Origin of the sequence: Pseudonocardia xishanensis (genome assembly GCF_039541715.1) — a bacterium.
GTDB lineage: Bacteria > Actinomycetota > Actinomycetes > Mycobacteriales > Pseudonocardiaceae > Pseudonocardia > Pseudonocardia xishanensis.
Genome location: NZ_BAABGT010000021.1, coordinates 71,096 through 95,454, shown reverse-complemented (window position 1 = coordinate 95,454; position 24,359 = coordinate 71,096). Strand labels below are relative to the sequence as shown.

Annotated in this window: 20 protein-coding genes and 1 pseudogene; 13 read left to right on the top strand and 8 right to left on the bottom strand. The window is 73.2% G+C overall.

Annotated features, from left to right (window positions below):
• Positions 1-57: 57 nt before the first annotated feature.
• Positions 58-2,268: an NADP-dependent isocitrate dehydrogenase gene (locus ABD993_RS06785; RefSeq protein ID WP_345413815.1), complete on the bottom strand. Its 2,211-nt coding sequence runs from the start codon at positions 2,266-2,268 to the stop codon at positions 58-60.
• Positions 2,269-2,401: 133 nt separating this feature from the next.
• Between ABD993_RS06785 and ABD993_RS06780 the strand changes: the two genes are divergently transcribed.
• Positions 2,402-2,746 (top strand): hypothetical protein, encoded by a 345-nt coding sequence (locus ABD993_RS06780; protein ID WP_345413813.1) that lies wholly within the window; start codon positions 2,402-2,404, stop codon positions 2,744-2,746.
• 10 nt (positions 2,747-2,756) lie between these two features.
• Positions 2,757-3,518 carry a serine/threonine-protein kinase gene (locus tag ABD993_RS06775; protein WP_345413812.1) on the top strand — a complete coding sequence of 254 codons (762 nt, stop codon included), beginning with the start codon at positions 2,757-2,759 and terminating at the stop codon, positions 3,516-3,518.
• Here ABD993_RS06775 and ABD993_RS06770 read toward each other — a convergent pair.
• Positions 3,515-4,054, bottom strand: coding sequence for a VOC family protein (locus ABD993_RS06770; protein WP_345413810.1), 540 nt, complete (start codon positions 4,052-4,054; stop codon positions 3,515-3,517). The two genes, ABD993_RS06775 and ABD993_RS06770, sit on opposite strands and share 4 nt — an antisense overlap.
• A 66-nt stretch (positions 4,055-4,120) precedes the next feature.
• On the opposite strand from ABD993_RS06770, the gene ABD993_RS06765 reads away from it, so the two are divergent.
• The 4 genes from ABD993_RS06765 (at position 4,121) to ABD993_RS06750 (ending at position 9,190) form a co-directional block, all read left to right on the top strand.
• Positions 4,121-4,909, top strand: coding sequence for an AraC family transcriptional regulator (locus ABD993_RS06765; RefSeq protein WP_345413809.1), 789 nt, complete (start codon positions 4,121-4,123; stop codon positions 4,907-4,909).
• 84 nt (positions 4,910-4,993) lie between these two features.
• Complete coding sequence (locus ABD993_RS06760; RefSeq protein WP_345413823.1) at positions 4,994-7,570, top strand: bifunctional FO biosynthesis protein CofGH; 2,577 nt, start codon at positions 4,994-4,996, stop codon at positions 7,568-7,570.
• Between the two features lie 10 nt (positions 7,571-7,580).
• Positions 7,581-7,775, top strand: a complete 195-nt coding sequence (locus tag ABD993_RS06755) for a hypothetical protein (protein ID WP_345413807.1) — start codon at positions 7,581-7,583, stop codon at positions 7,773-7,775.
• A 179-nt stretch (positions 7,776-7,954) separates the two neighbouring features.
• Positions 7,955-9,190: a CoA-acylating methylmalonate-semialdehyde dehydrogenase gene (locus ABD993_RS06750; RefSeq protein ID WP_345413804.1), complete on the top strand. Its 1,236-nt coding sequence runs from the start codon at positions 7,955-7,957 to the stop codon at positions 9,188-9,190.
• Positions 9,191-9,273: 83 nt separating this feature from the next.
• On the opposite strand, the gene ABD993_RS06745 is transcribed toward ABD993_RS06750, so the two are convergent.
• The 3 genes from ABD993_RS06745 to ABD993_RS06730 all read right to left on the bottom strand — a co-directional run bounded on the left by ABD993_RS06745 (position 9,274) and on the right by ABD993_RS06730 (position 11,568).
• Positions 9,274-9,531 carry a hypothetical protein gene (locus ABD993_RS06745; protein ID WP_345413802.1) on the bottom strand — a complete coding sequence of 86 codons (258 nt, stop codon included), beginning with the start codon at positions 9,529-9,531 and terminating at the stop codon, positions 9,274-9,276.
• A gap of 547 nt (positions 9,532-10,078) precedes the next feature.
• Positions 10,079-10,849: an alpha/beta fold hydrolase gene (locus tag ABD993_RS06735; RefSeq protein WP_345413800.1), complete on the bottom strand. Its 771-nt coding sequence runs from the start codon at positions 10,847-10,849 to the stop codon at positions 10,079-10,081.
• Positions 10,850-10,950: 101 nt separating this feature from the next.
• Positions 10,951-11,568 carry a TetR/AcrR family transcriptional regulator gene (locus ABD993_RS06730; RefSeq protein ID WP_345413798.1) on the bottom strand — a complete coding sequence of 206 codons (618 nt, stop codon included), beginning with the start codon at positions 11,566-11,568 and terminating at the stop codon, positions 10,951-10,953.
• Positions 11,569-11,796: 228 nt separating this feature from the next.
• On the opposite strand from ABD993_RS06730, the pseudogene ABD993_RS06725 reads away from it, so the two are divergent.
• Positions 11,797-12,009, top strand: a pseudogene (locus ABD993_RS06725) (pirin family protein); the annotation flags it as partial.
• A 40-nt stretch (positions 12,010-12,049) separates the two neighbouring features.
• On the opposite strand, the gene ABD993_RS06720 reads toward ABD993_RS06725, so the two are convergent.
• Positions 12,050-13,348, bottom strand: a complete 1,299-nt coding sequence (locus ABD993_RS06720) for a GGDEF domain-containing protein (RefSeq protein ID WP_345413796.1) — start codon at positions 13,346-13,348, stop codon at positions 12,050-12,052.
• 1,292 nt (positions 13,349-14,640) lie between these two features.
• Here ABD993_RS06720 and ABD993_RS06715 point away from each other — a divergent pair.
• From ABD993_RS06715 to yhjD, 3 genes are all read left to right on the top strand, one after another.
• Complete coding sequence (locus ABD993_RS06715) at positions 14,641-15,861, top strand: MFS transporter (protein ID WP_345413794.1); 1,221 nt, start codon at positions 14,641-14,643, stop codon at positions 15,859-15,861.
• Between the two features lie 224 nt (positions 15,862-16,085).
• On the top strand, positions 16,086-17,099 hold the full coding sequence (trpS, locus tag ABD993_RS06710; protein WP_345413792.1) for a tryptophan--tRNA ligase: 1,014 nt from the start codon (positions 16,086-16,088) through the stop codon (positions 17,097-17,099).
• Positions 17,100-17,109: 10 nt separating this feature from the next.
• Positions 17,110-18,135 carry an inner membrane protein YhjD gene (gene yhjD, locus ABD993_RS06705; RefSeq protein ID WP_345413790.1) on the top strand — a complete coding sequence of 342 codons (1,026 nt, stop codon included), beginning with the start codon at positions 17,110-17,112 and terminating at the stop codon, positions 18,133-18,135.
• Positions 18,136-18,262: 127 nt separating this feature from the next.
• Here yhjD and ABD993_RS06700 read toward each other — a convergent pair whose 3' ends face one another.
• Both ABD993_RS06700 and ABD993_RS06695 read right to left on the bottom strand, forming a co-directional pair.
• The gene (locus ABD993_RS06700) at positions 18,263-19,459 is read right to left on the bottom strand and encodes a D-alanyl-D-alanine carboxypeptidase family protein (RefSeq protein ID WP_345413788.1); all 1,197 of its coding nucleotides are present in this window, start codon (positions 19,457-19,459) and stop codon (positions 18,263-18,265) included.
• A gap of 188 nt (positions 19,460-19,647) precedes the next feature.
• A complete protein-coding gene (locus ABD993_RS06695; protein WP_345413787.1) occupies positions 19,648-20,091 on the bottom strand; it encodes an SRPBCC family protein in 444 nt (147 codons plus the stop codon).
• On the opposite strand from ABD993_RS06695, the gene ABD993_RS06690 reads away from it, so the two are divergent.
• From ABD993_RS06690 to murJ, 3 genes are all read left to right on the top strand, one after another.
• Positions 20,075-20,515, top strand: a complete 441-nt coding sequence (locus tag ABD993_RS06690; protein ID WP_345413785.1) for a cytidine deaminase — start codon at positions 20,075-20,077, stop codon at positions 20,513-20,515. The genes ABD993_RS06695 and ABD993_RS06690 overlap by 17 nt on opposite strands.
• Positions 20,512-21,795, top strand: a complete 1,284-nt coding sequence (locus ABD993_RS06685; protein WP_345413783.1) for a thymidine phosphorylase — start codon at positions 20,512-20,514, stop codon at positions 21,793-21,795. The genes ABD993_RS06690 and ABD993_RS06685 overlap by 4 nt, the downstream gene beginning before the upstream one ends.
• An 804-nt stretch (positions 21,796-22,599) precedes the next feature.
• Positions 22,600-24,300 (top strand): murein biosynthesis integral membrane protein MurJ, encoded by a 1,701-nt coding sequence (murJ, locus tag ABD993_RS06680; RefSeq protein ID WP_345413781.1) that lies wholly within the window; start codon positions 22,600-22,602, stop codon positions 24,298-24,300.
• Positions 24,301-24,359: the final 59 nt, after the last annotated feature.

Genomic DNA, 24,359 nt, shown 5'->3' with positions numbered 1-24,359 from the left:
AGCGGGCACCTATCGTCATCTCACCGTCCCCGGCCAGCCGCTACTCGCGGATTCGGGTCAGAAGGAGGTGAGGGCCTCGTTGAACGTCCTGCTCGGCTTCATCACGGTGTCCGTCCTGGCCTTGTCGACGTAGTAGTAGCCGCCGAGGTCCACGGGCTCGCCCTGGACCGCGTTCAGCTCGCCCACGATCGTCTCCTCGGCCGCCGCCAGCTTCTCGGCCAGCGGGGCGAAGACCGCGGCCAGCTCGGGGTCCGAGGTCTGGCGGGCCAGCTCCTGCGCCCAGTACAGCGCGACGTAGAAGTGCGAGCCACGGTTGTCGATCTCGCCGACCTTGCGCGACGGCGACTTCCCCGTCTCCAGCAGCGTGCCGGTCGCGGCGTCCAGCGTGGTGCCGAGGAGCTTGGCACGGGCGTTGTCCGTGGCGTCCGCGAGGAACTCCAGGGACACGGCCAGCGCGAGGAACTCACCGAGCGAGTCCCACCGCAGGTGGTTCTCCTTGAGCAGCTGCTGCACGTGCTTCGGCGCCGAGCCGCCCGCGCCGGTCTCGAACAGCCCGCCGCCGTTCATCAGCGGGACGATCGAGAGCATCTTCGCGCTGGTCCCGAGCTCGAGGATCGGGAAGAGGTCGGTCAGGTAGTCCCGCAGCACGTTGCCGGTGACCGAGATGGTGTCCTCGCCCGCCTTGGCGCGCGCCAGGGTGTACCGGGTGGCCTCGGCGACCGGGAGGATCTCGATCGTCAGGCCGTCGGTGTCCAGCTCGGCGAGCTGGGCGCGCACCTTCTTGATGATCTCCGCGTCGTGGCCGCGGGTCTCGTCCAGCCAGAACACGGCAGGCCAGCCGGTGGCCCGCGCCCGCCCGACGGCGAGCTCCACCCAGTTGCGGATCGGTGCGTCCTTGGTCTGGCAGGCGCGCCAGATGTCCCCGGCCTCCACCTCGTGCTCCAGGAGCACCGTCGAGCCGTCCAGGACCCGCACGGTGCCCGCGGCCGCGATCTCGAAGGTCTTGTCGTGCGAGCCGTACTCCTCGGCCTTCTGCGCCATCAGGCCCACGTTCGGGGTGGTGCCCATGGTCGTGGGGTCGAAGGCGCCGTTCTCCCGGCAGAAGTCGACGGTCTCGGCGTACAGCGGCGCGTAGGACGAGTCCGGGATGACGAACTTGGTGTCCTGCAGCGCGTCGTCGGAGTTCCACATCTGGCCCGACGTCCGGATCGCCGCCGGCATCGAGGCGTCGATGATGACGTCGCTCGGCACGTGCAGGTTGGTGATCCCGCGCGAGGAGTCGACCATCGCCAGCCGCGGGCCGGAGCTGTAGCCGGCCTCGATGGCGGCCGAGATGGCCTCCTTCTTGTCCGCAGGGAGCTTGTCCAGCGCGGTGAGGACGGAGGCGAGCCCGTCGTTCGGCGAGGCGCCGACCGAGGCCAGGTCCTCGCCGTACTGCGCGAAGACGTCGGAGAAGTACGCCCGCACCGCGTGCCCGAACAGGATCGGGTCGCTCACCTTCATCATCGTGGCCTTGAGGTGTACCGAGAACAGCACGCCCTTGTCGGCGGCGTCCGCGACCTGCTCGGCGAGGAAGGTGTTCAGCGCGGCGGCGCTCATCACCGCGGCGTCGACGACCTCGCCCTCGAGCACCTTCAGGCCATCCTTGAGCACGGTCTCGGTGCCGTCCGCGGCGGTGTGCACGATCTTCAGGGTGGTGGCCGCGGGCAGGGTCACCGACTTCTCGGAGTGCCGGAAGTCCCCGGCGGTCATCGTCGAGACGTGGGACTTCGACTCCGACGACCAGGCGCCCATCGAATGCGGGTGCTTCTTGGCGAAGTTCTTCACCGAGGCGGGGGCGCGGCGGTCCGAGTTGCCCTCGCGCAGCACCGGGTTGACCGCGGACCCCTTGACGGCGTCGTACGCGGCACGGGCGGCCTTCTCGGCCTCGGACTGCGGGTTCTCCGGGTAGTCCGGGACCGCGTAGCCCGCCGCCTGCAGCTCCCCGATCGCCGCCTTGAGCTGCGGGATCGACGCCGAGATGTTCGGCAGCTTGATGATGTTGGCCTCGGGCGTCTTGGCCAGCTCGCCGAGCTCGGCCAGCGAGTCCGGCACCCGCTGGGCATCCGTCAGCAGGTCCGGGAACTGCGCGAGGATCCGGGCGGCGAGGGAGATGTCGCGGGTCTCGACGGCGATGCCCGCCTTCCCGGCGTACGCCTCGATGACCGGGAGGAGGGAGTGGGTCGCCAGCGCGGGCGCCTCATCGGTGTACGTGTAGATGACCTTCACTGCACTCCTCCGTGCTGAACTCGCCGTCTCGTCTCGCGCACACGCTATCCCGTACGCGTGTCCTGTTTCATCCGGAGGTCACGGACGTCGCACTGGGCTACGGTGACATCCTGAGTGACTCGGGGAGGGGACCATGGCGCTGCGGCCGAAGTTCACGGTGCCGAAGCTGGAGAAGGCCTCGTTCAAGGGCTGGACCTTCGTGCTGGTCGCGGGCACCGTCCTCGCGGTCATCGCGCTGGTCACCCAGGGGACCGGGACCACGAACGAGACCGGCTGCGTCATGGCCGTCCAGGGCGCCGCACCGCTGGACGTCTACCGCAGTGCCAGCACCCAGTTCGAACCCGTCGACCAGCTCGCCCCGGGGACCCTGGTGGACGCCCGGCCCGGGATGATCGAGAACGGGTTCCGCGCCCTCCTCGGCGAGAACCGCTGGGTGGTCAACGAGCGGCTGGCGGCGACCCAGGGGAGCGCGTGCTGAAGGTCCGCTCGTGATCCCGTCCCGACCGGTCGGGGGCCGCTACGTCGTGCTGGACGGCCTGGGTGCCGGCGCCATGGGTCCGGTCTGGCGCGCGCAGGACAAGCTCACCGGCAAGCTCGTCGTGGTCCGCGAGCTGCGGCTCACGGGGCGGCCGGGCACGGTCGACCACACCCGGTTCCGGGACGCGCTGCTGCGCCAGGCCCGGATCATCGGCGCACTGGCCGATCCCGGGCTGCTCGCGGTGCAGGACGTCCTGCACGCCGACGGGGTGGACCTGCTGGTCACCGAGTACGCGGAGGGCATCCGGCTGTCGGACCACGTGTCCTCGGGCGGCCCGCTCTCCGCGGACGACGGCCTGGAGCTGGCCCGCGGGCTGCTCGGCACGCTCGACCGGGCCCACGGGCGCGGCCTGGTCCACGGCGGGGTGCGGCCGGAGGCGATCATGCTCGCCGAGGACGGGCGGATCGCCTTCTCCGACACGGGCCTGGCGTCGGCGCTGGCCGCACTCGGCCGGGGGGACACCGGGCTGCCGGACTACGGCTTCACCGCCCCCGAACGGCGGGCGGGCGGCCCGCCCACCGCCGCCGGGGACCTGTGGTCCTTCGGCAGCACGCTGCTGCGGACCAGTGCGCTGGAGCCGCCGCTGGCGGACGTCGTCGACCGGCTGCGCGCCGAGGACCCCGCCGCCCGCCCGACGGCGGCGGAGGCGCTCGAGGAGCTGGCCGAGGCGGGCGAGCGGCGGCGGACCTGGTTCGGCTTCCGCCGCGCTTAGCCGCTCTGCGCGGCGGCCCACTCCGCCACGCGCTTCGCGCTCTCGGCCTCGGAGAGGTCCTCCACGCGCGACATGATCGACCAGCGGACGCCGAACGGGTCCCGGATCGAGGCGAAGCGGTCGCCGGAGACGAAGTCGGTCACGGGCTCCCGGATCGTGGCGCCCGCCTTCTCGGCGCGCGCGACGAGGGCGTCGACGTCCGGGCAGTACAGCCCGATCGAGTAGCAGACGGTGTCCTCGCCCTCCGGGGCCGGGACCAGCCCGTAGGCCGGGGAGGGCTCGCCGAGCTGCAGCCTGCCGTGGCCGAAGTCGAGGTCGGCGTGCACGACCACGCCGCCCATCTCGGTGCTGTCGACCAGCCGGGCGCCGAACACGTCGCGGTAGAACGCGATGGCCTCGGCCGCGCCGGTGACGGCGAGGAAGGGGGTCAGGCTCGTGGAGCCGTGCGGGACGCCGTCGGTCGTGTACTCGCCGGTGACGCCCGGGCGGAGCGTGCGGAACGAAGGGTCAGCACCGGGTCGGGGGGTGTCGGTCATGAGACGACCGTAGGGTCGCCCCCGCGGCCCGGACTTGGAGATTCGCGACGGGGGGAGAGAGACGTCATGGAGGACGTGGGAGACGGCCGCGGGATCCTCTATCCCACCCGGCTGCCGACCTTCCACCGCGAGCCCGCGCCCGCGGCACTGGACGGGCTCGTGCGGTGGTTCTGGATCCCGCGCTGGCGGCTCGCCCCCGGCCGGACGTCCCGGCAGCGGGTGCTGTCGTTCCCGGCGTCCAACCTCGTGGTCGAGCCCGGGGGCGTCACGTTGGCCGGTCCGACCACCCGCGCCGCCCACCGCGACCTGCGCGGCACCGGCTGGGCGGTGGGCGCGCTGCTGCGCCCGGCCGGTCTGGCCTCGCTGCACGAGGAGCCGGAGACGATCCGGGACGTCGAGGTGCCCGTCGACGCGCCGGACCTGCACCGTGCCGTCACCGAGGCGATGGAGGCAGGGGCGGACGGGGACGCGGTGCGGGCCTTCGTCGACTGGCTCGGGACCCGGCTCGCCCCGCCGGACGAGGCGGGCCTGCTGGCCAACGCGATGGAGGACCTCGTCGCGTCGGACCGCACGGTGGTGCGGGTGGACCAGGTCGCGGAGCGGCTCGGCGTGTCGGCCCGGTCGGTGCAGCGGCTCGCGCGCAGGCACATCGGGCTGGGCCCGCTGGCCGTGCTGCGTCGGTACCGGCTGCAGGAGGCCGCCCAGCGGCTGCGCGAGGACGCGGGCGTGACGATCGCCCAGGTCGCCGCGGACCTCGGGTACGCCGACCAGGCCCATCTGGCCGCGGACTTCCGCACCGCCCTGGGGGGCACCCCGAACGCCTATCGGCGGGACCCGGCCCACCCGGGCAGGTGACCGCGCGTATTCCCGACGCCACCTGTGATGATCGACGGTCGACCGCGGCCCCATCGCGCACATAGTGTGGGTCACATGGCCGAGATGCTCCCCTCGCCCGTCCCCCCTGCTCCCGCCGAGGCCGCCCCGTCGGACTCGGCGCTGCGGCGCGCGCTGCGGCGCGCCCGGGACGGTGCCGTGCTCGACGTGACCGAGGCCGCGGTGTTGCTGGCCGCGCGCGGCGAGCACCTCGACGCGCTGCTCGCCGCCGCCGCCACCGTGCGGGACGCGGGGCTGGTCGACGCGGGCCGTCCGGGGGTGGTGACGTACTCGCGCAAGGTGTTCATCCCGCTGACCCGGCTCTGTCGGGACCGCTGCCACTACTGCACGTTCGTCACGGTGCCGGGCAGGCTGGACTCGCTGTTCCTGGAGCGGGACGAGGTCGTCGAGATCGCCCGCCAGGGCGCCGCGCAGGGCTGCAAGGAGGCCCTGTTCACCCTCGGGGACCGCCCCGAGGACCGCTGGCCGCAGGCTCAGGAGTGGCTCGAGGCCCGCGGCTACGGCTCCACGCTCGAGTACGTGCGCGCCTGTGCGATCGCGGTGCTGGAGGAGACCGGGCTGCTGCCCCACCTCAACCCGGGCGTGATGAGCTGGGAGGAGCTGACCAGGCTCAAGCCGGTCGCGCCCTCCATGGGCATGATGCTCGAGACGACGGCCACCCGGCTGTGGTCGGAGAAGGGCGGGCCCCACTACGGGTCGCCGGACAAGGAGCCTGCGGTCCGGCTGCGCGCCCTCACCGAGGCCGGGCGGGTGGGCGTCCCGTTCACCACCGGCATCCTGATCGGGATCGGCGAGAGCCGCACCGAGCGCGCCGAGTCGATCTTCGCGATCCGCTCCGCGTCCCGCGCGAGCGGGCACATCCAGGAAGTCATCGTGCAGAACTTCCGGGCCAAGCCGGACACCGCGATGGCGAACGACCCGGACGCGGACCTGGACGACCTGGCCGCCACCATCGCCGTCACCCGGCTGGTGCTGGGGCCGAAGATGCGGGTGCAGGCCCCGCCGAACCTGGTCGGGGACGAGTTCGCGCTCATGCTCCGCGCCGGGATCGACGACTGGGGCGGCGTCTCGCCGGTCACCCCGGACCACGTCAACCCCGAGCGGCCCTGGCCCGCGATCGACGAGCTCGCCGCCCGGTCCGCGGAGTCCGGCTTCCAGCTGCGGGAGCGGCTGACCGTGTACCCGAAGTACGTGCTGGCGGGCTCGCCGTGGATCGACACGCGGCTGCACGCGCACGTCGCGGCGCTGGCGGACCCGGAGACCGGTCTCGCGAACGAGGCCGCGGTCGTCCAGGGCCTGCCGTGGCAGGAGCCGGACGGCGGGTTCGAGTCCTCGGGCCGCACGGACCTCCACTCGAGCATCGACACCACCGGCCGCACGGACGACCGCCGCGGCGACTTCGCGTCGGTGTACGGGGACTGGGACGAGCTCAGGGCCGAGCTGGCGGACCAGCGCGCGCGGGCGCCGGAGCGGGTCTCGGGGGACGTCAAGGCCGGGCTGAGCCTGGCCGCGTCGGACCCGGCGGCGCTGCTGGACCCGGCACACCACGACGTCGCGATGGCCGTCCTGACCGCGGAGGGCCCGGCCCTGGCGGAGCTGCTGCGCCTCGCGGACGACGTCCGGCGGCAGGTCAACGGCGAGGACGTCACCTACGTCGTCAACCGGAACATCAACTTCTCCAACGTCTGCTACGTCGGCTGCCGGTTCTGCGCCTTCGCCCAGCGCGAACGGGACGCGGACGCCTACCGGCTCTCGCTGCCCGAGATCGCCTCGCGCGCGGTCGAGGCGGCGCGAGACGGTGCCACCGAGGTCTGCATCCAGGGCGGCATCGACCCGAAGCTGCCGGTCAGCTTCTACGCGGACCTGGTGCGCGCGGTCCGCGAGGCCGTGCCGGGCATGCACGTGCACGCCTTCTCGCCGATGGAGATCGTGTCCGCGGCGGCCAAGGCGGGCGTGTCGATCAGGGAGTGGCTGACCGAGCTCAAGGCGGCCGGGCTGGGCTCGATCCCGGGCACGGCCGCGGAGATCCTGGACGACGAGGTCCGCTGGGTGCTGACCAAGGGCAAGCTGCCCGCGTCGCAGTGGATCGAGGTCGTCTCCACCGCGCACGAGCTGGGGATCCCGTCGTCGTCGACGATGATGTACGGGCACGTGGACTCCCCGCGGCACTGGCTGGGGCACCTGCGCACGCTGGCCGAGGTCCAGGACCGGACCGGGGGCTTCACCGAGTTCGTGCCGCTGCCGTTCGTGCACCACAACGCGCCGATCTACCTGGCGGGCCTCGCCCGCCCGGGCCCCACCGAGCGGGACAACCGCGCGGTGCACGCCTTCGCGCGGCTGGCGCTGCACGGTCGGATCGACCACGTCCAGTGCTCGTGGGTGAAGCTCGGCGACTCCGTCGCGGCGGACATCCTGCGCGGCGGCGCGGACGACATGGGCGGCACCCTGATGGAGGAGACGATCTCCCGGATGGCGGGCTCGGAGAACGGGTCCGAGCGGTCCGTGGAGGAGCTCACCGCCATCGCCGCCGCCGCGGGCCGACCGGTGCGCCAGCGCTCGACCACGTACACCGAGCCCGTCCGCAGGCTCATGCCGTCGCTGCTGCCGCTCACCCCGGCGTAGCCTCGTCCGCATGGGTGTTCTCGGGCAGATGTTCCCCGGACCGAAGATCGCGGACGAGGCCGGGGAGTCCGGCACGGGCGAGCCGGTGTTCCGGCTCGCCCGGATCGATCTGGACACCAACACCGTGACGCTGGTGCGCAGCGGGGACGCCACCGAGGGCGTCGAGGCCGCCGTCGGCGCGGACGTGGACGCGGACGGCGACTAGGGCGTGTGGAGCTGTCTGACGGCACCCGCCCCGACCTCGGGAGGTCCTCGTGCTCCACGCTGACGCGGCGTCGACCCCCCTTGCTCGATGACGGCTGGCGCGTCTGATCGTCGACGTGGGTCGGCCGGTCTCGCCGGCCGCAGCCCGGGTCAGGTCTCCGGCTCCCTGTGCGCCCGTAGGTGTCGATTATCACGTGGGAGCACGGCAAGGTCCTCTCCGACGCGGCAGGCGAGGTCGCGCGGGGCCAGGAGGTCGTCGAGTTCGCCTGCGGTGCCCCGCACCTGCTGAAGGGCTCGGCCACGGAGAACGCCTCGACGGGCGTGGACGTGACCTCGATCCGCCAGCCGCTCGGGGTGGTCGGGATCATCTCGCCGTTCAACTTCCCGGCGATGGTGCCGATGTGGTTCTTCCCGGTCGCGATCGCCGCGGGCAACACCGTGGTGCTCAAGCCGTCGGAGAAGGTCCCCACCGCGGCGCTGTGGATCGCCGAGCTGTGGAAGGAGGCCGGGCTGCCGGACGGCGTGTTCAACGTCCTGAACGGGGGCAAGACGGCCGTGGACGCGCTGCTGACCAGCCCGGACGTCAAGTCCATCAGCTTCGTGGGGTCGACCCCGATCGCCCGCTACGTCTACGAGACGGGCACCGCGCACGGCAAGCGAGTCCAAGCGCTCGGCGGGGCGAAGAACCACATGGTCGTCCTGCCCGACGCCGACCTGGACCTGGCCGCGGACCAGGCGATCAACGCCGGGTTCGGCTCTGCCGGGGAGCGCTGCATGGCGATCTCCGCGGTGGTCGCGGTGGGGGAGGTCGCGGACACCCTGGTCGAGAAGATCGCGTCCCGGGCCCGGGCGCTGAGGACCGGGGACGGTCGCGGGGGCTGCGACATGGGCCCGCTGGTCACCGCGGCGGCACGGGACCGGGTAGCCGGCTACATCGACGCCGGGGAGGCGGCGGGCGCGATCCTCGTGGTGGATGGTCGGACCACGACGTTCGATGGCGGGGGCTTCTTCGTCGGCCCGACGCTGTTCGACCACGTTTCCCTCGACATGAGCATCCACACCGACGAGATCTTCGGACCGGTGCTCTCGGTCGTGCGCGTGAACACGTACGAGGAGGCCGTGGAGCTGATCAACGCCAACCCGTACGGGAACGGCACCGCGATCTTCACCAACGACGGCGGCGCGGCGCGCAAGTTCCAGAACGAGGTCGAGGTCGGGATGATCGGCATCAACGTGCCGGTGCCGGTCCCGATGGCCTACTACTCCTTCGGCGGCTGGAAGAACTCGCTGTTCGGCGACACCCACGCCCACGGCACCGAGGGCTTCCACTTCTTCACCCGCGGCAAGGTCGTGACCACCCGCTGGCTCGACCCCTCCCACGGCGGCATCAACCTGGGCTTCCCCCGGAACGCCTGACCACGTCGCGAGTAGGTGACAGAAGGGAGCGCAGCTGTCGGCGAGACGGGAAGGCCGGCACCCCGACTTCGATCGAGCGGGTGTCATGCTCGGCGGAGTCGCCATCCTCTGAGATGGAAGGCGACGCCGACGAGGAGCCCGACGATGAGACCGGTGGCCGGCGGGATGGCGAGGATCGGGGACCAGTCGTAGCTGATGCTGAGTGTGGACTCGTAGGCGCTCGTCCCGTGTGACGTCGGCGCGGACATGACTGTGTCGATGGGCAGGTAGGGGGTGAGTGCGGCGCAGAGCAAGCCGATGACCAGCCCGAAGGAACCGAAGGTCGGAAGGAGGGCGCGCACGGCGGCATCGTGCCGGTGATCATCACGTGGTGCAACAGCAGGTGGCGGCGGCACTCGCCGCCGGCGTCCCCGCGACCGTCGTCGTCGTCGGTATCAGCAACCCCTTCACCGCCACGTTCGACGGTCTCGCCCACAGCGAGGAGACCTCGATCGCGCAGGAGGCCGCCACGGTGGCTCCCGCTGATGGAGACAGGGCGCCCCGATGTCTTCCTCGCCGGCGACGACGCGCAGGCCAAGTCGGACGTGGCGGCGTTCGTCGAGAGCCTCGGGCTGCGCCCGCGGGACGTCGGCGGTCTGAGGATGGCACTGGCTGGAAGGGATGGGCGTGGTCAGGGTGGGCCTCGCGGGCAACGGGGTCGGCCACTCGGCCGCGCGCTCGGCCGTCAGGTTCGGGCTCCAGGCTATGACGTCCATGCCGAACGCGCGGGCGACCGGGACCACCGCCGTCCCCAGCCGACCCGGGCCGAGCGTCGCGCCGGAGTAGTCGTCGAGAAGGGCGACCGAGAAGGCTGTCATCGGGAGTGATCCGCGCGCCCCCGACGCGGGGTCACGCCTGGTCGAGCCGCCCCCAGAACTCGGTCAGGGCACGGGCAGCGGGGCGGGGGTTCTCCACCGGCCACCAGTGCCCGACCCCCGCGAGCTCGGCGATCTCCGCGCCGGCCGCCCGCGCCGCGGTGCGGTGCTGCTCGACGTCCCCGCTGGCGGCGGAGACGTCCTCCAGCGCGATCAGGGCGAGCCCCGGTCGTCGGGCGGCGGCGGACAGGCCGCGCCCGGCGTCGGCCATCACGGGCTGGGCCGCGGACCGCAGCAGGGTCAGCACGGCCCGGCCCATCCCGTCGTCCATGCCTGCGGCCACCCGCACAGCGGTCGGTCCGGTCATCCCGATGTTCTCGACGACGGCGAGCCGGTCCTGCAGGGAGCCGCCGAAGATCTGCTTCACCGACTCCTCGCCCGGGCCCTCCTGCTGCCACACCCGGGCCCGCTCGTGCCAGACGTAGTCCGGCGCGAGGACGCCGAGCGCGTCGGACGCCCAGCTGCGGATCAGGTCGGGGCGGGTCATCGCGATCTGCGCGACGTGGAGGCCGCCCCAGTCGTGCCCGACGAGGTCGACGGGGGTGCGGAACTGCTCGAGCCGGTCGGTCAGCCAGTCCCGGTAGCCGTCGACGGTCGCCGCGAAGTCCGCCGGGGCGGGGACGCCGAACCCCGGCGGGGACAGGGTGACGGCGTCGACCCGGCCGAGCTCGGCGAGCAGCGGCCCCCAGACGGCGGCGTTCTCGGGGTTGCCGTGGACCAGGACGAGTGGGGTGCGGGTGGGCATCGGAGCTCCTGTTGTGAACTTGCGTGTAAGCACACAAGTAACTGTAGCGCAGCCGGCCGCGGAGCGGAACGGGTCGGGATCAGGCGGGGTTCAGGCGGGGATCACGCGAGGTACGCCGTGCGCACCGTGCGCACGGCCTCGCGGACGATGCCGGAGACGTCGTCGGCGGGGGGCGTGGCGATGAGCTGCAGGCTGGTGCCGCGCAGCAGCGCCATGAGGACGGTGGCCGCCGCAGCCGGGTCCACCCCGGACCGGACGGAGCCGTCCGCGATCCCGCGCCGGACCACGTCGGTCAGGAAGCGGCGGAAACCCTCGTCGCGCTCGGCGAACAGCGGGGCGACCACCGGGTCCGCGGCGACGGCCTCCATCCACAGCTGGAGGAAGGCGCGGGTGGTCGGTGCCCGTCGGGCCACGGCCTGCAGGTAGGTCTCGACGATCGCGACGAGATGGCCGAGGCCGTCGTCGGCCGAGTCGGGCAGCCCGAGGTTCTGGGCCCGGTCCAGGACCGCCTCGATCAGCCGCTCCCGGCTGCCGAAATGGTGGTAGACGATCCCCCGGCTGTACCCGGCGGCCTCGCCCACCTGGGCCAGGGTGACCGAGCGCGATCCGGTGGCGGCGATCAGGGCCGTCGCGGCCTCCAGGACGCGCCGCTCGGTCTCCGCGCGTCGTTGCTCCTGGGTCCGTCGCTCCTGGGTCCGTCGCCGGGGGGTCTCGGTCACGGCCGCAGTCTTCCGGTCGCAGCGTTCGGCCACGGGCCCGGGTCAGCCGGGCTCGCCCGGCGCCTGGTCGTCGACGAGGTGGAGGAGCCAGTCCGACCCGGTCTGGATGAGGCGCAGCGGCGCGATCGGTGCGGCCGTGGAGGGTGCAGAGGATGCGGCGGTCGGTGCGGTCGTGCTCCTCCCACCAGCCGGTGTCGGCGACGGTCCTCGCTCGTCGGTGTAGTCGGGATGCTCGAGGTCCTCGGCCGCGGCGGGCCGTGCACGGCGGGTGGAGGTCCTCGAACCCGCCCGGGGCCCCTGGGTGGGGTCCGTGGGACGACGGTCCACCGGACCCTGCCGCAGCGGCAGCGCTCGCTCGTCGGGGACGTGTGCTTCCTGGACCACTACGGGCCGGACGACGTCGCGGTCACCGGGGGGATGACCGGGCCGCGGCACCCACACCTGGCACCGCGCAGCGAAACGCTGGGCCGACCGCTAGCGCCTAGTTCTCGGGCTGGACCCGGCGGAGCTCGGCGGACGACTCCTCGGTGCGCTGCGTCGGCACGTCCGGCCTGCCCGCGATCCGCACGGCGTTCCGCCCGGAGTCCTTGGCCCGGTACAGCTCGCGGTCGGCCAGCGCGATCGCCTGCTCCACCGTGGTGCCCGGCGCCGTGGAGACCATGGTGCCGCCCACGGAGATGCTCAGGTCGGAGATGGTCAGCGGACCGTCCGGGGTCTCCACCGGCACGGCCAGGGTGGTCACCCGGACCCGGATCCGCTCGGCGACCGCGTGCAGCTCGGCGATCGCCCGGGCGGTGGGCAGGCCGGGCAGCAGGACCACGAACTCCTCGCCGCCGAACCGGCCGACCAGGTCGTCCCCGCGGACCTCGGCGCTCAGTGCGTCCGCCACGGCGGCCAGCACCCGGTCCCCCGCGACGTGGCCGTGGGTGTCGTTCACCCGCTTGAAGTGGTCCAGGTCCAGCACGAGCATCGCCAGCGTGGAGCGTTCGCGGTGGGCCCGCGCGATCGCCTCCGTGGCGCGGGCGTTCCACGCGGTGGCGGTGAGCAGCCCGGTCTTGCCGTCCGTGGTGGCCGCGGCGGCGAGATCGCGGTACATGACGGCGCGCTGCAGCACGAGCACCGGGATGAACACCAGCAGCACGAACCACGCTGAGACCGTGAGGGTCAGCGCCAGCATCGCGCCGAGGCACAGCGTGGCCAGCTCGACGGTGATCTCGTCCAGGGCCCCGAACAGGTGCGACGGCGTGGCGTCCGGCGTGCTGACGGCGACGGCCAGGGCGATGAGCAGCGAGTTGACCGCGGCGTAGGCGAGCGTGGCGGCGCCGAGCGTGGTCACCCCGGCGAACCCCTCGGACCAGCGGTCGGTGCCGCCGGTCGCGGCGACGACCTCCTGCGCGGCGATCGCCGCGAGCAGCACGGTCGCCGTGGTGAAGGTGTGCCGGAACAGCGGGAACCGGGCGGGTTTCCATACCCGGAACCAGAGGTACGTGTAGATCACGACGATCGTCGCGGTGGCCAGGGCCGAGGGCAGCAGCAGTGCCGCGGTGAACGTCCATACCGTCGACAGGTCGGTGTAGGACTTCTCGCCGACGCGGCGCCGGGCGCGCTCGACGCCGGTCGCGACCTCCGTGTGCACGATGCCCGCCGCGGCGAGCAGCACGGCCAGCACGACCGGCCCGACACCGGGCCGGAACTGGGACCACGACGCCGCCATCAGCCCCACCGTGCACGCCTCGACGATCACGAGGACGACGATCACCCGGCTGGGCTGGGCCCACACGGCCCATCGGGTGATGCCGCACCTCCGTCGAGGTGACTGTGCCACGAGATGCTCTCCCGTCCGGTCAGACTGGCGTCGTGTTGATCCGAGCGTAGCCAAGGGGTCACTCGATCCGGATGCCCCAACCCGGTACCGAATGGGCCTTCTCGACTACTCTGGGTGACGCATACCTGGGATAACCACTTCCGGGTGAGACGGGTCGCGCCTTGCGAGGATGCGTACCCGCCCGGGTCGGACGTCGTTGCCTGCTGTACCGAGCACAGCGCCGACCGAGTCCGAGACTCCCGGTGTCCGGTTGATCGCCGGGACCCGAGCGGGCGTTACGCCGGGGAAGGGATGGAGCCGTGCGCCACCGCGCCACTGAACCGACCCCCGGGCGTCCTCGTGTCGTCTCCAAGAGCACGCCGAGCACCGTCGGCACGGTCCGCCGTGCCGTCTACCCGGGAGGGAGCTGTCATGCGCAACCGCGCCTGGTGAGCATGCGTCGTCGAGCCGTCCGCTGCAACCGAAGGAGCCGTCGTGCGCAATCGCGCCTGGTGAGTCCGTTCGCCCCGTCCGCCGTCGACCCGAGAGGACGCCCCGATGCGCAACCGCGCCTGGTGACCCGCCCCGCCCCCTGCGAGCCCGGAAGGAGCGCCTGATGCGCAACCGCGCCTGGTGATCGCCCCTACCCCCTCCGACCTGCGAAGGAGTGCTCGATGCGCAACCGCGCCTGGTGAGCCCGTCACGTCCGTCCCGATCCGAGAGGAGTGCTCGATGCGCAACCGCGCCTGGTGAGCCCGTCACGTCCGTCCCGATCCGAGAGGAGTGCCGGATGCGCAACCGCGCCTGGTGAGCCCGTCACGTCCGTCCCGATCCGAGAGGAGCGCTCGATGCGCAACCGCGCCTGGTGACCCGCCCCACAGCCCGACAGACCGCCCTGCGAACCCGAGAGGACGGCCCCGTGCGCAACCGCGCCTGGTGACCCCTGCACGCACCGCCGGACCGAGGAACCTCCGGCCCCACGCCACCCGCTCCCATGCCCGGGCGGCGCCCGAGGACAGGCCGTCGCTTCACCCGCGATCACCCGAACCGGTGGTCCCGGGTGCGTCTCCGGCGTCGGTACCGCACCCTGATCTCGACCGGTCACCGCCGAGTACAGACCGCCCGGCGAGCCGTACGCTCAGACTCTCCGGATCCGCCTGACTACGTTCAGTATCGAACGGTCGGGTGAACCGGCTGGTACGTCGGGGAGTCGTGTCGGGAGAGCAGTGCCGTCCACCACAGGGCCGCGGTCCACCGCGGGTGCGAGTGTGTTCCGCCTACCCGAGTTCCGTGCCCTCTGGGCGGCGGAGCTCGTGTCGATCTGCGGGGACCAGCTCGCGCGGGTCGCGTTCTCCGTCCTCGTCTACGGGCGCACGGGTTCGGCCGCCTGGGCCGCCGTCGTCTACGCGCTGACCTTCCTGCCCGCCCTGCTCGGCGGGGTGCTGCTCGGCTGGGTCGCCGACCGCTTCCGCAGGCGCGAGGTCATGGTCGTCGCGGACCTGGCGCGCGCATTGCTCGTCGTGCCGCTCGCCGTCCCGGGGATCCCGCTGGCGCTGCTCTGCCCGCTGCTGGTGCTCGTCGTCGTCCTCGCGTCGCCGCACAGCGCCGCCCAGGGCGCGCTGCTGCCCGAGGTCCTACGGGACGAGGACTCCCTCGAACGCGGCTTCGCCGTCCGGCAGATCACCAACCAGACCGCGCAGATCGCCGGGTTCGCCGCGGGCGGCGCGCTGCTGGTGCTGATCAGCCCCACCGTCGCGATCCTGGCCAACGCCGGGACCTTCCTGCTCTCCGCCCTGCTGGTCCGGTTCGGCGTGCGCTCGCGGCAGGCGCCCGCCTCGGGCGACGCGGGGGGCGGTGGCGTCCGCACCTGGTTGCGGGACATCGGCGACGGAGCCCGCACCGTCGCCGCCCACCCGCGGCTGCGCACGCTCGCCCTCGCCGTCTGGCTGGTCGGCTGCTACGTCGCGCCGGAGGCCCTGGCCGCCCCACTGGCGGACGAGATGGGGGCCGGACCCGCGAGTGTCGGGCTGCTGATGGCGGCGGACCCGGCGGGCAGCGTGCTGGGGGCGGTCGTGGTCAGCCGCTGGGTCCCGGAGGCCTGGCGGGAGCGTCTGATCATCCCGTTCGCCCTGGTCGCGGGGGTGCCGCTGGTGGTCTCGGCGTTCACGCCGTGGACGGGCGCCGTCGTCGCGCTGTGGGCGCTGACGGGGGCGCTGTGCACCGCCGCGCTCGTGCCCGCCCAGGCCGCGTTCGTCCGCACCACGCCCGTGGACATGCGCGGCAGGGCGACCGGACTGGCGGCCTCGGGTCTGATCGCCGCGCAGGGGCTGGCGATCCTGGTGTGCGGGCTGCTCGCCGAGTCCTCGACGGCCGCGCTGGCCGTGGCGGCCTGCGGTGCGGGCGGGCTGCTGCTCGCCGCGGGGCTGATGGTCACCCGCGGAGCGAGAAGCGCTCTGGACCCGGTGCCGGTGCCTGCCCGCGATGGCTGAGGCACCGATCGGGACTCACCAACCTCGGTTACGCACGGCACTCTCCCCGGCTCGGCCGGCCCCCATTGTCCGTCGCCGATCGATGCCCCTGCGGGTGAACTCTGCTCGGGCGACCGTCGCTCAGCGTGCATCATCGCAGGTCGCGGCTGGTCCAATGGGGTCGGTTGCACGTGTCTTGCGCCCACCCGTGTAACCCGGTCGCGGCGGGTTGAGAGACTGGGGCCATGACCGACCCGCGGCCCCGCGTGCTCTCCGGGATCCAGCCGACCGCCGACTCGTTCCACCTCGGCAACTACCTCGGCGCCGTGCGGCAGTGGGTGGCCCTGCAGGAGGACCACGACGCGTTCTACTTCGTGCCGGACCTGCACGCCATCACCGTCGACCACGACCCGGCCACGCTGGCGTCGCGCACCCGCAACGCCGTCGCGCAGCTGCTGGCGCTGGGACTGGACCCGGAGCGCTGCACGATCTTCGTGCAGTCGCACCTGCCCCAGCACTCGCAGCTGACCTGGATCCTCGACTGCTACACGGGGTTCGGCGAGGCGTCGCGGATGACCCAGTTCAAGGACAAGTCGGCCAAGCAGGGGACCGACCGCGCCACGGTCGGGCTGTTCAGCTACCCGGTCCTGATGGCGGCGGACATCCTGCTCTACCAGGCCGACCGCGTCCCGGTCGGCGAGGACCAGCGCCAGCACCTGGAGCTGACCCGCAACCTCGCGCAGCGCTTCAACCAGCGCTTCGGCGAGACCTTCACCGTGCCCGAGCCGTTCATCCCCGCCGGCGCGGCCAAGATCCAGGACCTCCAGGACCCCCTGGTGAAGATGAGCAAGTCGGCGTCGGCGCCGGGCGGGATCGTCGAGCTGCTGGACGACCCGAAGCGGATCGCCAAGAAGATCCGCTCGGCCGTCACGGACAACGAGCGGGAGATCCGCTACGACCTCGAGGCGAAGCCCGGCGTCGCGAACCTGCTGACCATCTACGCCGCGCTCACCGACCGCAAGATCGCCGAGATCGAGGGGGAGTACGCGGGCAAGGGGTACGGGGACCTGAAGAAGGACCTCGCGGACGTCGTCGTCGCCTTCGTTGAACCGCTGCGCGAGCGGGTACAGGTCTACATGGACGACCCGGCCGAGCTCGATCGGGTACTCCGCGCGGGAGCCACCCGTGCGGGTGAGGTCGCAGGCGAGACGTTGGCGGCCGTCCACGAGAAGATCGGCTTCCTACCGCCGACGATCTAGAGGGGTCACCATGGCAGACGAACCCGCCGAACCGACTGCCATGGAGAAGGCGCGGGAGCGCTATCCCTGGCTGGACCACGTGGTCCGGGCGGGGACGCGCTACACCGAGCGCCACGGGGACCACTACGCCGCCGCCATCACCTACTTCTCGGTGTTGGCGCTGGTGCCGATCCTGATGGTCGCGTTCGCCGTGGCCGGGTTCATCCTGCGCAGCCAGCCCGCCCTGCTCGAGCAGCTGCAGGCCGGGATCACCGCGCAGGTGCCCGGGCAGCTCGGCGACACGATCAACCAGATCGTCTCGCAGGCCATCGACTCGGCGGGCGCCGTCGGTGTCTTCGGCCTCATCGGTGCGCTGTACTCCGGGATCGGCTGGATGAGCAACCTGCGGGAGGCGCTGTCCGAGCAGTGGGCGCAGCCGCCGGAGGCGCCGAACGTCGTCAAGAAGACACTGTTCGACCTGCTCGCCCTCGTCGGGCTCGGGCTCGCGCTGGTGCTGTCGTTCGCCGTGTCGGCCGCCGGGAACGCCTTCGGCGCGCTGCTGCTCGACCTCGTCGGGCTGGGGGACGTCGGCTGGGCCCGGTTCCTGCTGGGCGTGTTCGCGATCATCCTGGGCCTGGGGGCCAACTGGCTCGTCTTCATGTGGGTGATCGCGCGGCTGCCGCGGGCGCCCGTCGCGGCGCGCAGTGCGGTGCGGGCCGCGATCCTCGGCGCGATCGGCTTCGAGATCCTGAAGCAGATCATGCAGATCTACCTGTCGACGGTGACCTCGTCGCCCGCGGGCGCGGCCTTCGGCCCGATCATCGGTCTGATGGTGTTCGCGTTCTTCATGAGCCGGTTCATCCTCTTCGTGACGGCCTGGGCCGCCACGGCGAGGGAGAACGAGCAGGACGAGCCCGTCGAGGTCCCCGCCCCGGCGATCATCCGCCCCGAGGTCGTCGTCCGCTCCGGCCCCACCCCGGGCCTGGCCGCGGGCCTGTTGGGCGCCGGAGCGGCGGTAGGCGGCCTCCTCGGCTTCCGCGCCACCCGCCGCCGCTGACCAGCCGGACTCGCGAGTCCCTCACCCGTCCTCCGCGAGTCCCCCACTCCCGACAGCCGAGTCCGACGTCAGGACGGTCCAGCCGGACGGGTCGATCGACTCCGGGCCCCGCCGGCAGGAACGGTGATCAGCGTCGCCGGCGGCGGAGGATCGCCGCGGTGGCCAGGGCCGCGACGATCAGCAGGGCCACGGCCCCGGCGATCCACGGCGCCGGCGAGGTCCTCGGCTCGTCCGGTGCGGGTGCCGGTGCCGCGGCGGGTACGGGCGGCTGTGGGGTGGCGGGGCGCGCGTCGACGAGGGTGCCCACCGACGACCCCGCGGGCAGGGCGAAGCCGTAGTCCAGCAGGGCGCTCGCCTGCGCGACCATCCGCGTGGGCCGCTGCTCGCCGCGGACCAACGCGACCACCAGCCGTCGACCGCCCCGTTCGGCGGCGCCGACGAAGGTGTGCCGGGCGGCGTCGGTGAAGCCGGTCTTCCCGCCGAGCGCTCCCGGGTAGGACTGCAGGAGCGGGTCGTCGTTCGACAGCAGGAACCCCGGCTTGTCCGCGAACCCGGGGAAGTCCACCAGTCGGGTCGCGAGGGTCTCGCGGACCAGCGGGTCCCGCAGGGCGATCCGGAAGAGCAGTGCGAGGTCGTAGGCCGAGCTGGACATGCCGGAACCGTCCAACCCGGACGGCGTCGCCGGTCGGGTGTCCAGCGCGCCCGCGGCCTCCGCGCGGGCCTGCATCGCGGCGAGGGTCGCCTCCGTGCCGCCCATCGTGCGGGCCAACGCCATCGCGGTGTCGTTGCCCGACCTGAGCAGGAGACCGGCGAGCAGCTGGCGGACGGTGTAGTGCCCGCCGGGGCCGATCCCGGCGCGGCTGCCGTCCACCGCGACGTCCTCGGGCGCCACGACCACCTCGGCCGCCGGGTCCAGCCGTTCCCGCACCAGCAGCGTGGTGAGGATCTTCAGCGTCGACGCGGGGCGTTGGCGCCCGTGTGGATCGCGCGCGGCGAGCACCGCACCCGAGTCGAGGTCCGCGACGACCCAGCCCGCGGCCGTCACCGGCGGGGGAGCGGGGGCGGCTGCGGGCAGGACGTCCCCGCACGCGCCCAGCCCCGCACCCCCGACGGGCTCCGCCGGAACGGGCACCGGCGAGACGACGACGGTCTCCTCCCGCGCGGGCGGCCCGGGCGGCGCCTCGTGGCCCGGGCACACCGCGGGCTGCCCGGTCCCCGACGTGGACGGCGTGGCGAGCGCCGTACTCGGGAGGACGAGCGCGCCCAGCATTACCGCCGCGACGATCGCCGCCCCTCCGCGCACGCGCAGAGCGTATGCCGTCACGGCCTCCTCCGGGATCCGGCAAGCGACGGCAATCCGGCTTCGCCGCAGGGGTGGACTCGCAGGCGTGTCCGACTCGCGTGGCGGGAGTGGGGGACTCGCGCGGGTGTCGGACTCGGGTGCCCTCGTGTCGGACTCGCGTGCGGTGGTGTCCGACTCGCGATGGAGGAGGACTCGCGGGGTGGCTCGGGTCAGGGGTGTTCGGCGGTGGACTTGATGCCGGTGAGGGTTCGGCGCATGCCGTCGACCATCAGGGTCTCCCGGTCTCGGCCCAGGAGGCCGGTCGCCGCCAGCAGCCTCGGCAGGATCGCCCAGGCGCCGGTGCGGTCGCGCCACTGGGTGAGTCGGGTGCCGCCGTCGGCCGGTTCGAGGCGGTAGCCCCAGGTCATCGCGCTCTCCAGCACGGTGAAGGTGAACCGCTCGCCCGGGACGCTCTCCGTCACGCGGCAGTGCGTGGTCCAGCGGACCCGGCCGTGCCGGTTGTGGCCCACGAACCGGGCGCCCACCGCGGGACCGGGGGTCTTCCAGGAGCCGCCGGTGCATTCCGGGCTCCAGTCGCCGACCCGCGTCGGGTCGGCGATGAGGGCCCACACCTCGTCCGGGGTCGCGTCCACGACGATGCTGCACTCGTCCACGCCGACATTCTGCTTCGATCGGGGCGTGATCGACTGGGATGGGCTGCGGGACCACGCGATCGGGGCGTCCGCGGCGGCGTACGCCCCGTACTCCGGGCTGCACGTCGGCGCCGCCGCACTCGTCAAGATCGACAGTGGCGACCAGAGCCGCATCGTGACCGGCTGCAACGTCGAGAACGCCTCGTACGGGCTCGGTCTCTGCGCCGAGTGCACGCTGGCCGGCCAGCTCCGGCTGACCGGCGGCGGCCGGTTCGTCGCGGTGGCGGTGCGGTCCGCGTCGGGTGCGCTGCTGATGCCGTGCGGGCGGTGCCGTCAGGTGCTGTACGAGCTCGGCGGCGCGGAGTGCCTGCTGGACACCCCCTCCGGACCGCGGTCGCTGGTCGAGGTCCTGCCCGACGCGTTCGGCCCTGCGGACCTGCCGTGATCACCGCCGTCGACGTCATCGCGGCCAAGCGGGACGGGCACCGGCTGTCGGACGCGCAGATCGACTGGGTCGTCGCCGCCTACACCCGCGGCGAGGTCGCCGACGAGCAGATGGCGGCCCTGGCCATGGCGATCCTGCTCAACGGCATGGACGCCGCCGAGACCGCCCGCTGGACCCTCGCCATGATCGAGTCGGGCGAGCGGCTGGTGCTGCCCGCGGACCGGCCGTTGGTGGACAAGCACTCGACGGGCGGCGTCGGGGACAAGATCACGCTGGTGCTGGCGCCGTTGGCGGCGGCCTGCGGGCTGGCGGTGCCGCAGCTGTCCGGGCGCGGGCTCGGGCACACCGGCGGCACGCTCGACAAGCTGGAGGCCGTCCCCGGGTGGCGGGCCGAGCTGAGCCTCGAGGAGATCGCGGCGCAGCTCGCGGACGTCGGCGCGGTCGTCTGCGCGACCACACCCACCCTCGCCCCGGCCGACCGGCGGCTCTACGCGCTGCGGGACGTCACCGGCACCGTCCCCTCCGTCCCGCTGATCGCGAGCTCGATCATGAGCAAGAAGATCGCGGGCGGGGCGCGCGGGCTGGTGCTGGACGTCAAGGTCGGGTCCGGCGCCTTCATGGGCACGCTCGACGCCGCCCGCGAGCTGGCCACCCGCATGGTCGAGATCGGCGCGCTGCACGACCTGCCCACCCGCGCGCTGCTCACCGACATGTCCGTGCCGCTCGGGCGGACCGCGGGCAACGCGCTGGAGGTCGCCGAGGCCGTCGAGGTGCTGCGGGGCGGTGGGCCCGCGGACGTCCGCGGGCTCACTCTCGCGCTGGCCCGCGAGATGCTCGACCTGGCGGGGGTGTCGGCCGACCCGGCCGCGGTGCTCGACTCCGGGGCGGCCCACGCCGTGTGGGAACGGATGATCGCGGCGCAGGGCGGGGACCCGACGGCGGCGCTGCCGCGGGCGTCGTCGGTGGCGGTCGTCGAGGCGGACAGGTCAGGGATCCTCCGGCCGGACGCGCTGGCCGTCGGGGTCGCGGCGTGGCGGCTCGGGGCGGGTCGGGCCCGCAAGGAGGACGGTGTCCAGGCGGCGGCCGGGGTGCGGCTGCTGCACGACGTGGGGGCCGATGTGCGCGCAGGCGAGCCGCTGCTGGAGCTGCACACGGACACCCCCGAGGCGCTCGAGGGCGCCCGCTCGGCGCTCACGGCTGCGCCGTTGGTGTCGTCCGAACCGTTCGCAGGCCGTTCCCTGCTGCTCGGTTCGGTCGGTTCCCGCAGCTCAGCGGGCTGAACCGGGGCGACGCGCCGGGGGAGGGCAGGGCGGCGGGCGCGTCCGGCGTGGGGCACCATGGGCGGGATGCGCGACCACCGGACTCCCGACGCGCCGTCCGGACCCGGTCCAGACGGTGCCGACGAGCGTCCGCCGGGCACGGAGCCCGCGGCGGGTCCCGGCGAGACGCCGGCGTGGCAACCGGGCAGCGGCGCACCCCGGGTGCCGCGGGCGACCGGGGCGGAGTGGTCGCGGTCGGGGCGCCCGGAGCCGTCGCGGAGCCGGGGGGCCTCGGGCAGCCGGGCTGCCGAGTCGTCGCTCGAACCGGACACCGGCCCACCGGGTCCGCGGCCTGCGGACCACAGCTCCTCGCGACCCCGGATGCCCGCACCCCCCACCGCCGATCCGCGTGCGGGTGACCGGTGGGCCGGGGAGCCGCACGCTGTCGACCCGCCTGCCGCAGACCGCCGCAGCGCTGATCCGCGGGGCGCTGATCCGCGTGCTGCCGGCCCCCGCGCTGCCGACCCCCGGGCTGACCCTCGCGGTGCCGACCCTCGCGGTGCCGACCTCAGTGCTGGTGACCCGCGCGGTGTCGATCCGCGCGGCCCCGCCCCCCGCGGCCCCGACCCCCGGGGCGCCCCCCGACCGGACCCCCGTCGCCCCGATCCCCGCCTCCCCGGTCCCCCGCAGGGCGGGCCGCCGCTGCGGGCTCCTCAACCCGGCCCCCCGCCCTTCGGCGGCCGTCCCGGCCCGCCCCCCGGCCCCCGGCCGAACGCGGTCAGCCGCGGCCCCGACCGTCGTCCCGTCCCGCCCCCGTGGCAGCGGGTGCCCGGGGGGAACTTCGACGACCCCACCGAGCTGCTGGCCCCGCTGGACCGGCCGACGGAGGTCCTCGAGCCGGTCACCGTGGACCTCGGGAAGGCTCCCGAGCAGCCGAAGGGCCCGTCGCTGCTGCGGTCGAGCTCGATGATGGCCGTCGCCAACCTGGCGAGCCGGGTCACCGGGTTCCTGCGGCAGATCGCGCTGGTCGCAGTGCTGTCGTTCGGGCTGGTCAACAGCTCGTACACGATCGCGAACACGCTGCCGAACATCGTCTACGAGTTCCTCATCGGCGGCGTGCTGACCAGCGTGATGATCCCGCTGCTGGTCCGCGCCCAGAAGGAGGATCCGGACGGCGGCGAGGCCTACACCCGTCGTCTGGTCACCATGGCGGGCGCGGCGCTGCTGGTCGCCACGCTGGTCGCCGTCCTCGCGGCGGGCCCGCTGGTCAGCCTGTACATGGGCAGCCAGACCACGGCCACGGCGAACCCGGAACTGGCCACGGCGTTCGCCGTCCTGCTGCTGCCCGAGATCTTCTTCTACGGCATCGGCGCGCTGCTCGGCGCGATCCTCAACAGCAAGGGCCGTTTCGGGGCGTTCGCGTGGGCGCCCGTGCTGAACAACGTCGTCATGTTCGGCGTGCTCGTCGTCTACGTGCTGGTGCCGGGGGACATCAGCGTCGATCCCGTGCGGATGGGCGACACGAAACTGCTGGTCCTGGGCATCGGGACCACGCTCGGCATCGCCGTCCAGGCGCTCGTGCTGCTGCCCGCGATCAAGCGGGCGGGCGTGTCGCTGAAGCCGCTGTGGGGCTGGGACCCGAGGCTGTCGTCCGCCGGCGGGCTGGCGCTGTGGGTCGTCGCGTACGTGCTGGTGGGGCAGGCCGGGCTGATCGTCACGACCCGGGTGGCCACCGCCGCGGACCCCGGCGCCTACGCGATCTACTCGAACGCCTGGCTGCTCCTGCAGGTGCCGTACGGCGTCCTCGGCGTCTCGCTGCTGACCGCGCTGATGCCGCGGATGAGCCGCGCGGCCGCCGAGAACCGGTTCGACGACGTCGTCTCCGACCTGTCCCTGGGCTCGCGGCTGAGCACCGTGTTCCTGGTGCCGATCTCGGCGCTGCTGACCTTCTTCGGCACCGAGGTCGGGCTCGCCCTGTTCTCCCTCGGCGCGGGCAACGCGGGGGGTGGCGCGGCCAAGCTGGGTACGGCGCTCGCCTGGTCCGCGTTCGGCCTGCTGCCGTACGCGATCACCCTGCTGCAGCTGCGCGTGTTCTACGCGATGACGGACAGCCGCACACCCACGCTGATCATGCTGGTGATCGTCGTGGTCAAGATCCCGCTGCTGCTGCTCAGCCCGGTGCTCCTCGCACCCGAGAACGTGGTGCTCGGCCTGGTGGCGGCGAACAGCCTGTCGTTCGTGGTCGGTGCGGTGCTGGGCCAGTTCGTGATCGCGAGGAGGCTCGGACACGTCCGCAGCCGGGAGGTCCTCTCGACGCTCTGGCGCACGGTCGCGGCCTCGCTGATCGGCGGTGGGATCGCCTGGCTGGTGGGCTGGGCGATCGAGGGCGGCACCCCCACCTCGGGCGGCACCGCGTGGGTGGTGCTGGTCGTGGCGCTGGTGGTCGCGACGCCGATCACGCTGCTCGCGATGAAGCTGCTGAAGGTCCGGGAGCTCGCGCCCCTCTGGCGCCGCCTCCCCTTCTGACGCAACCCCCGAACGCACGAACGGCACTCTTGTGCGGACCTACCGCACAAGAGTGCCGT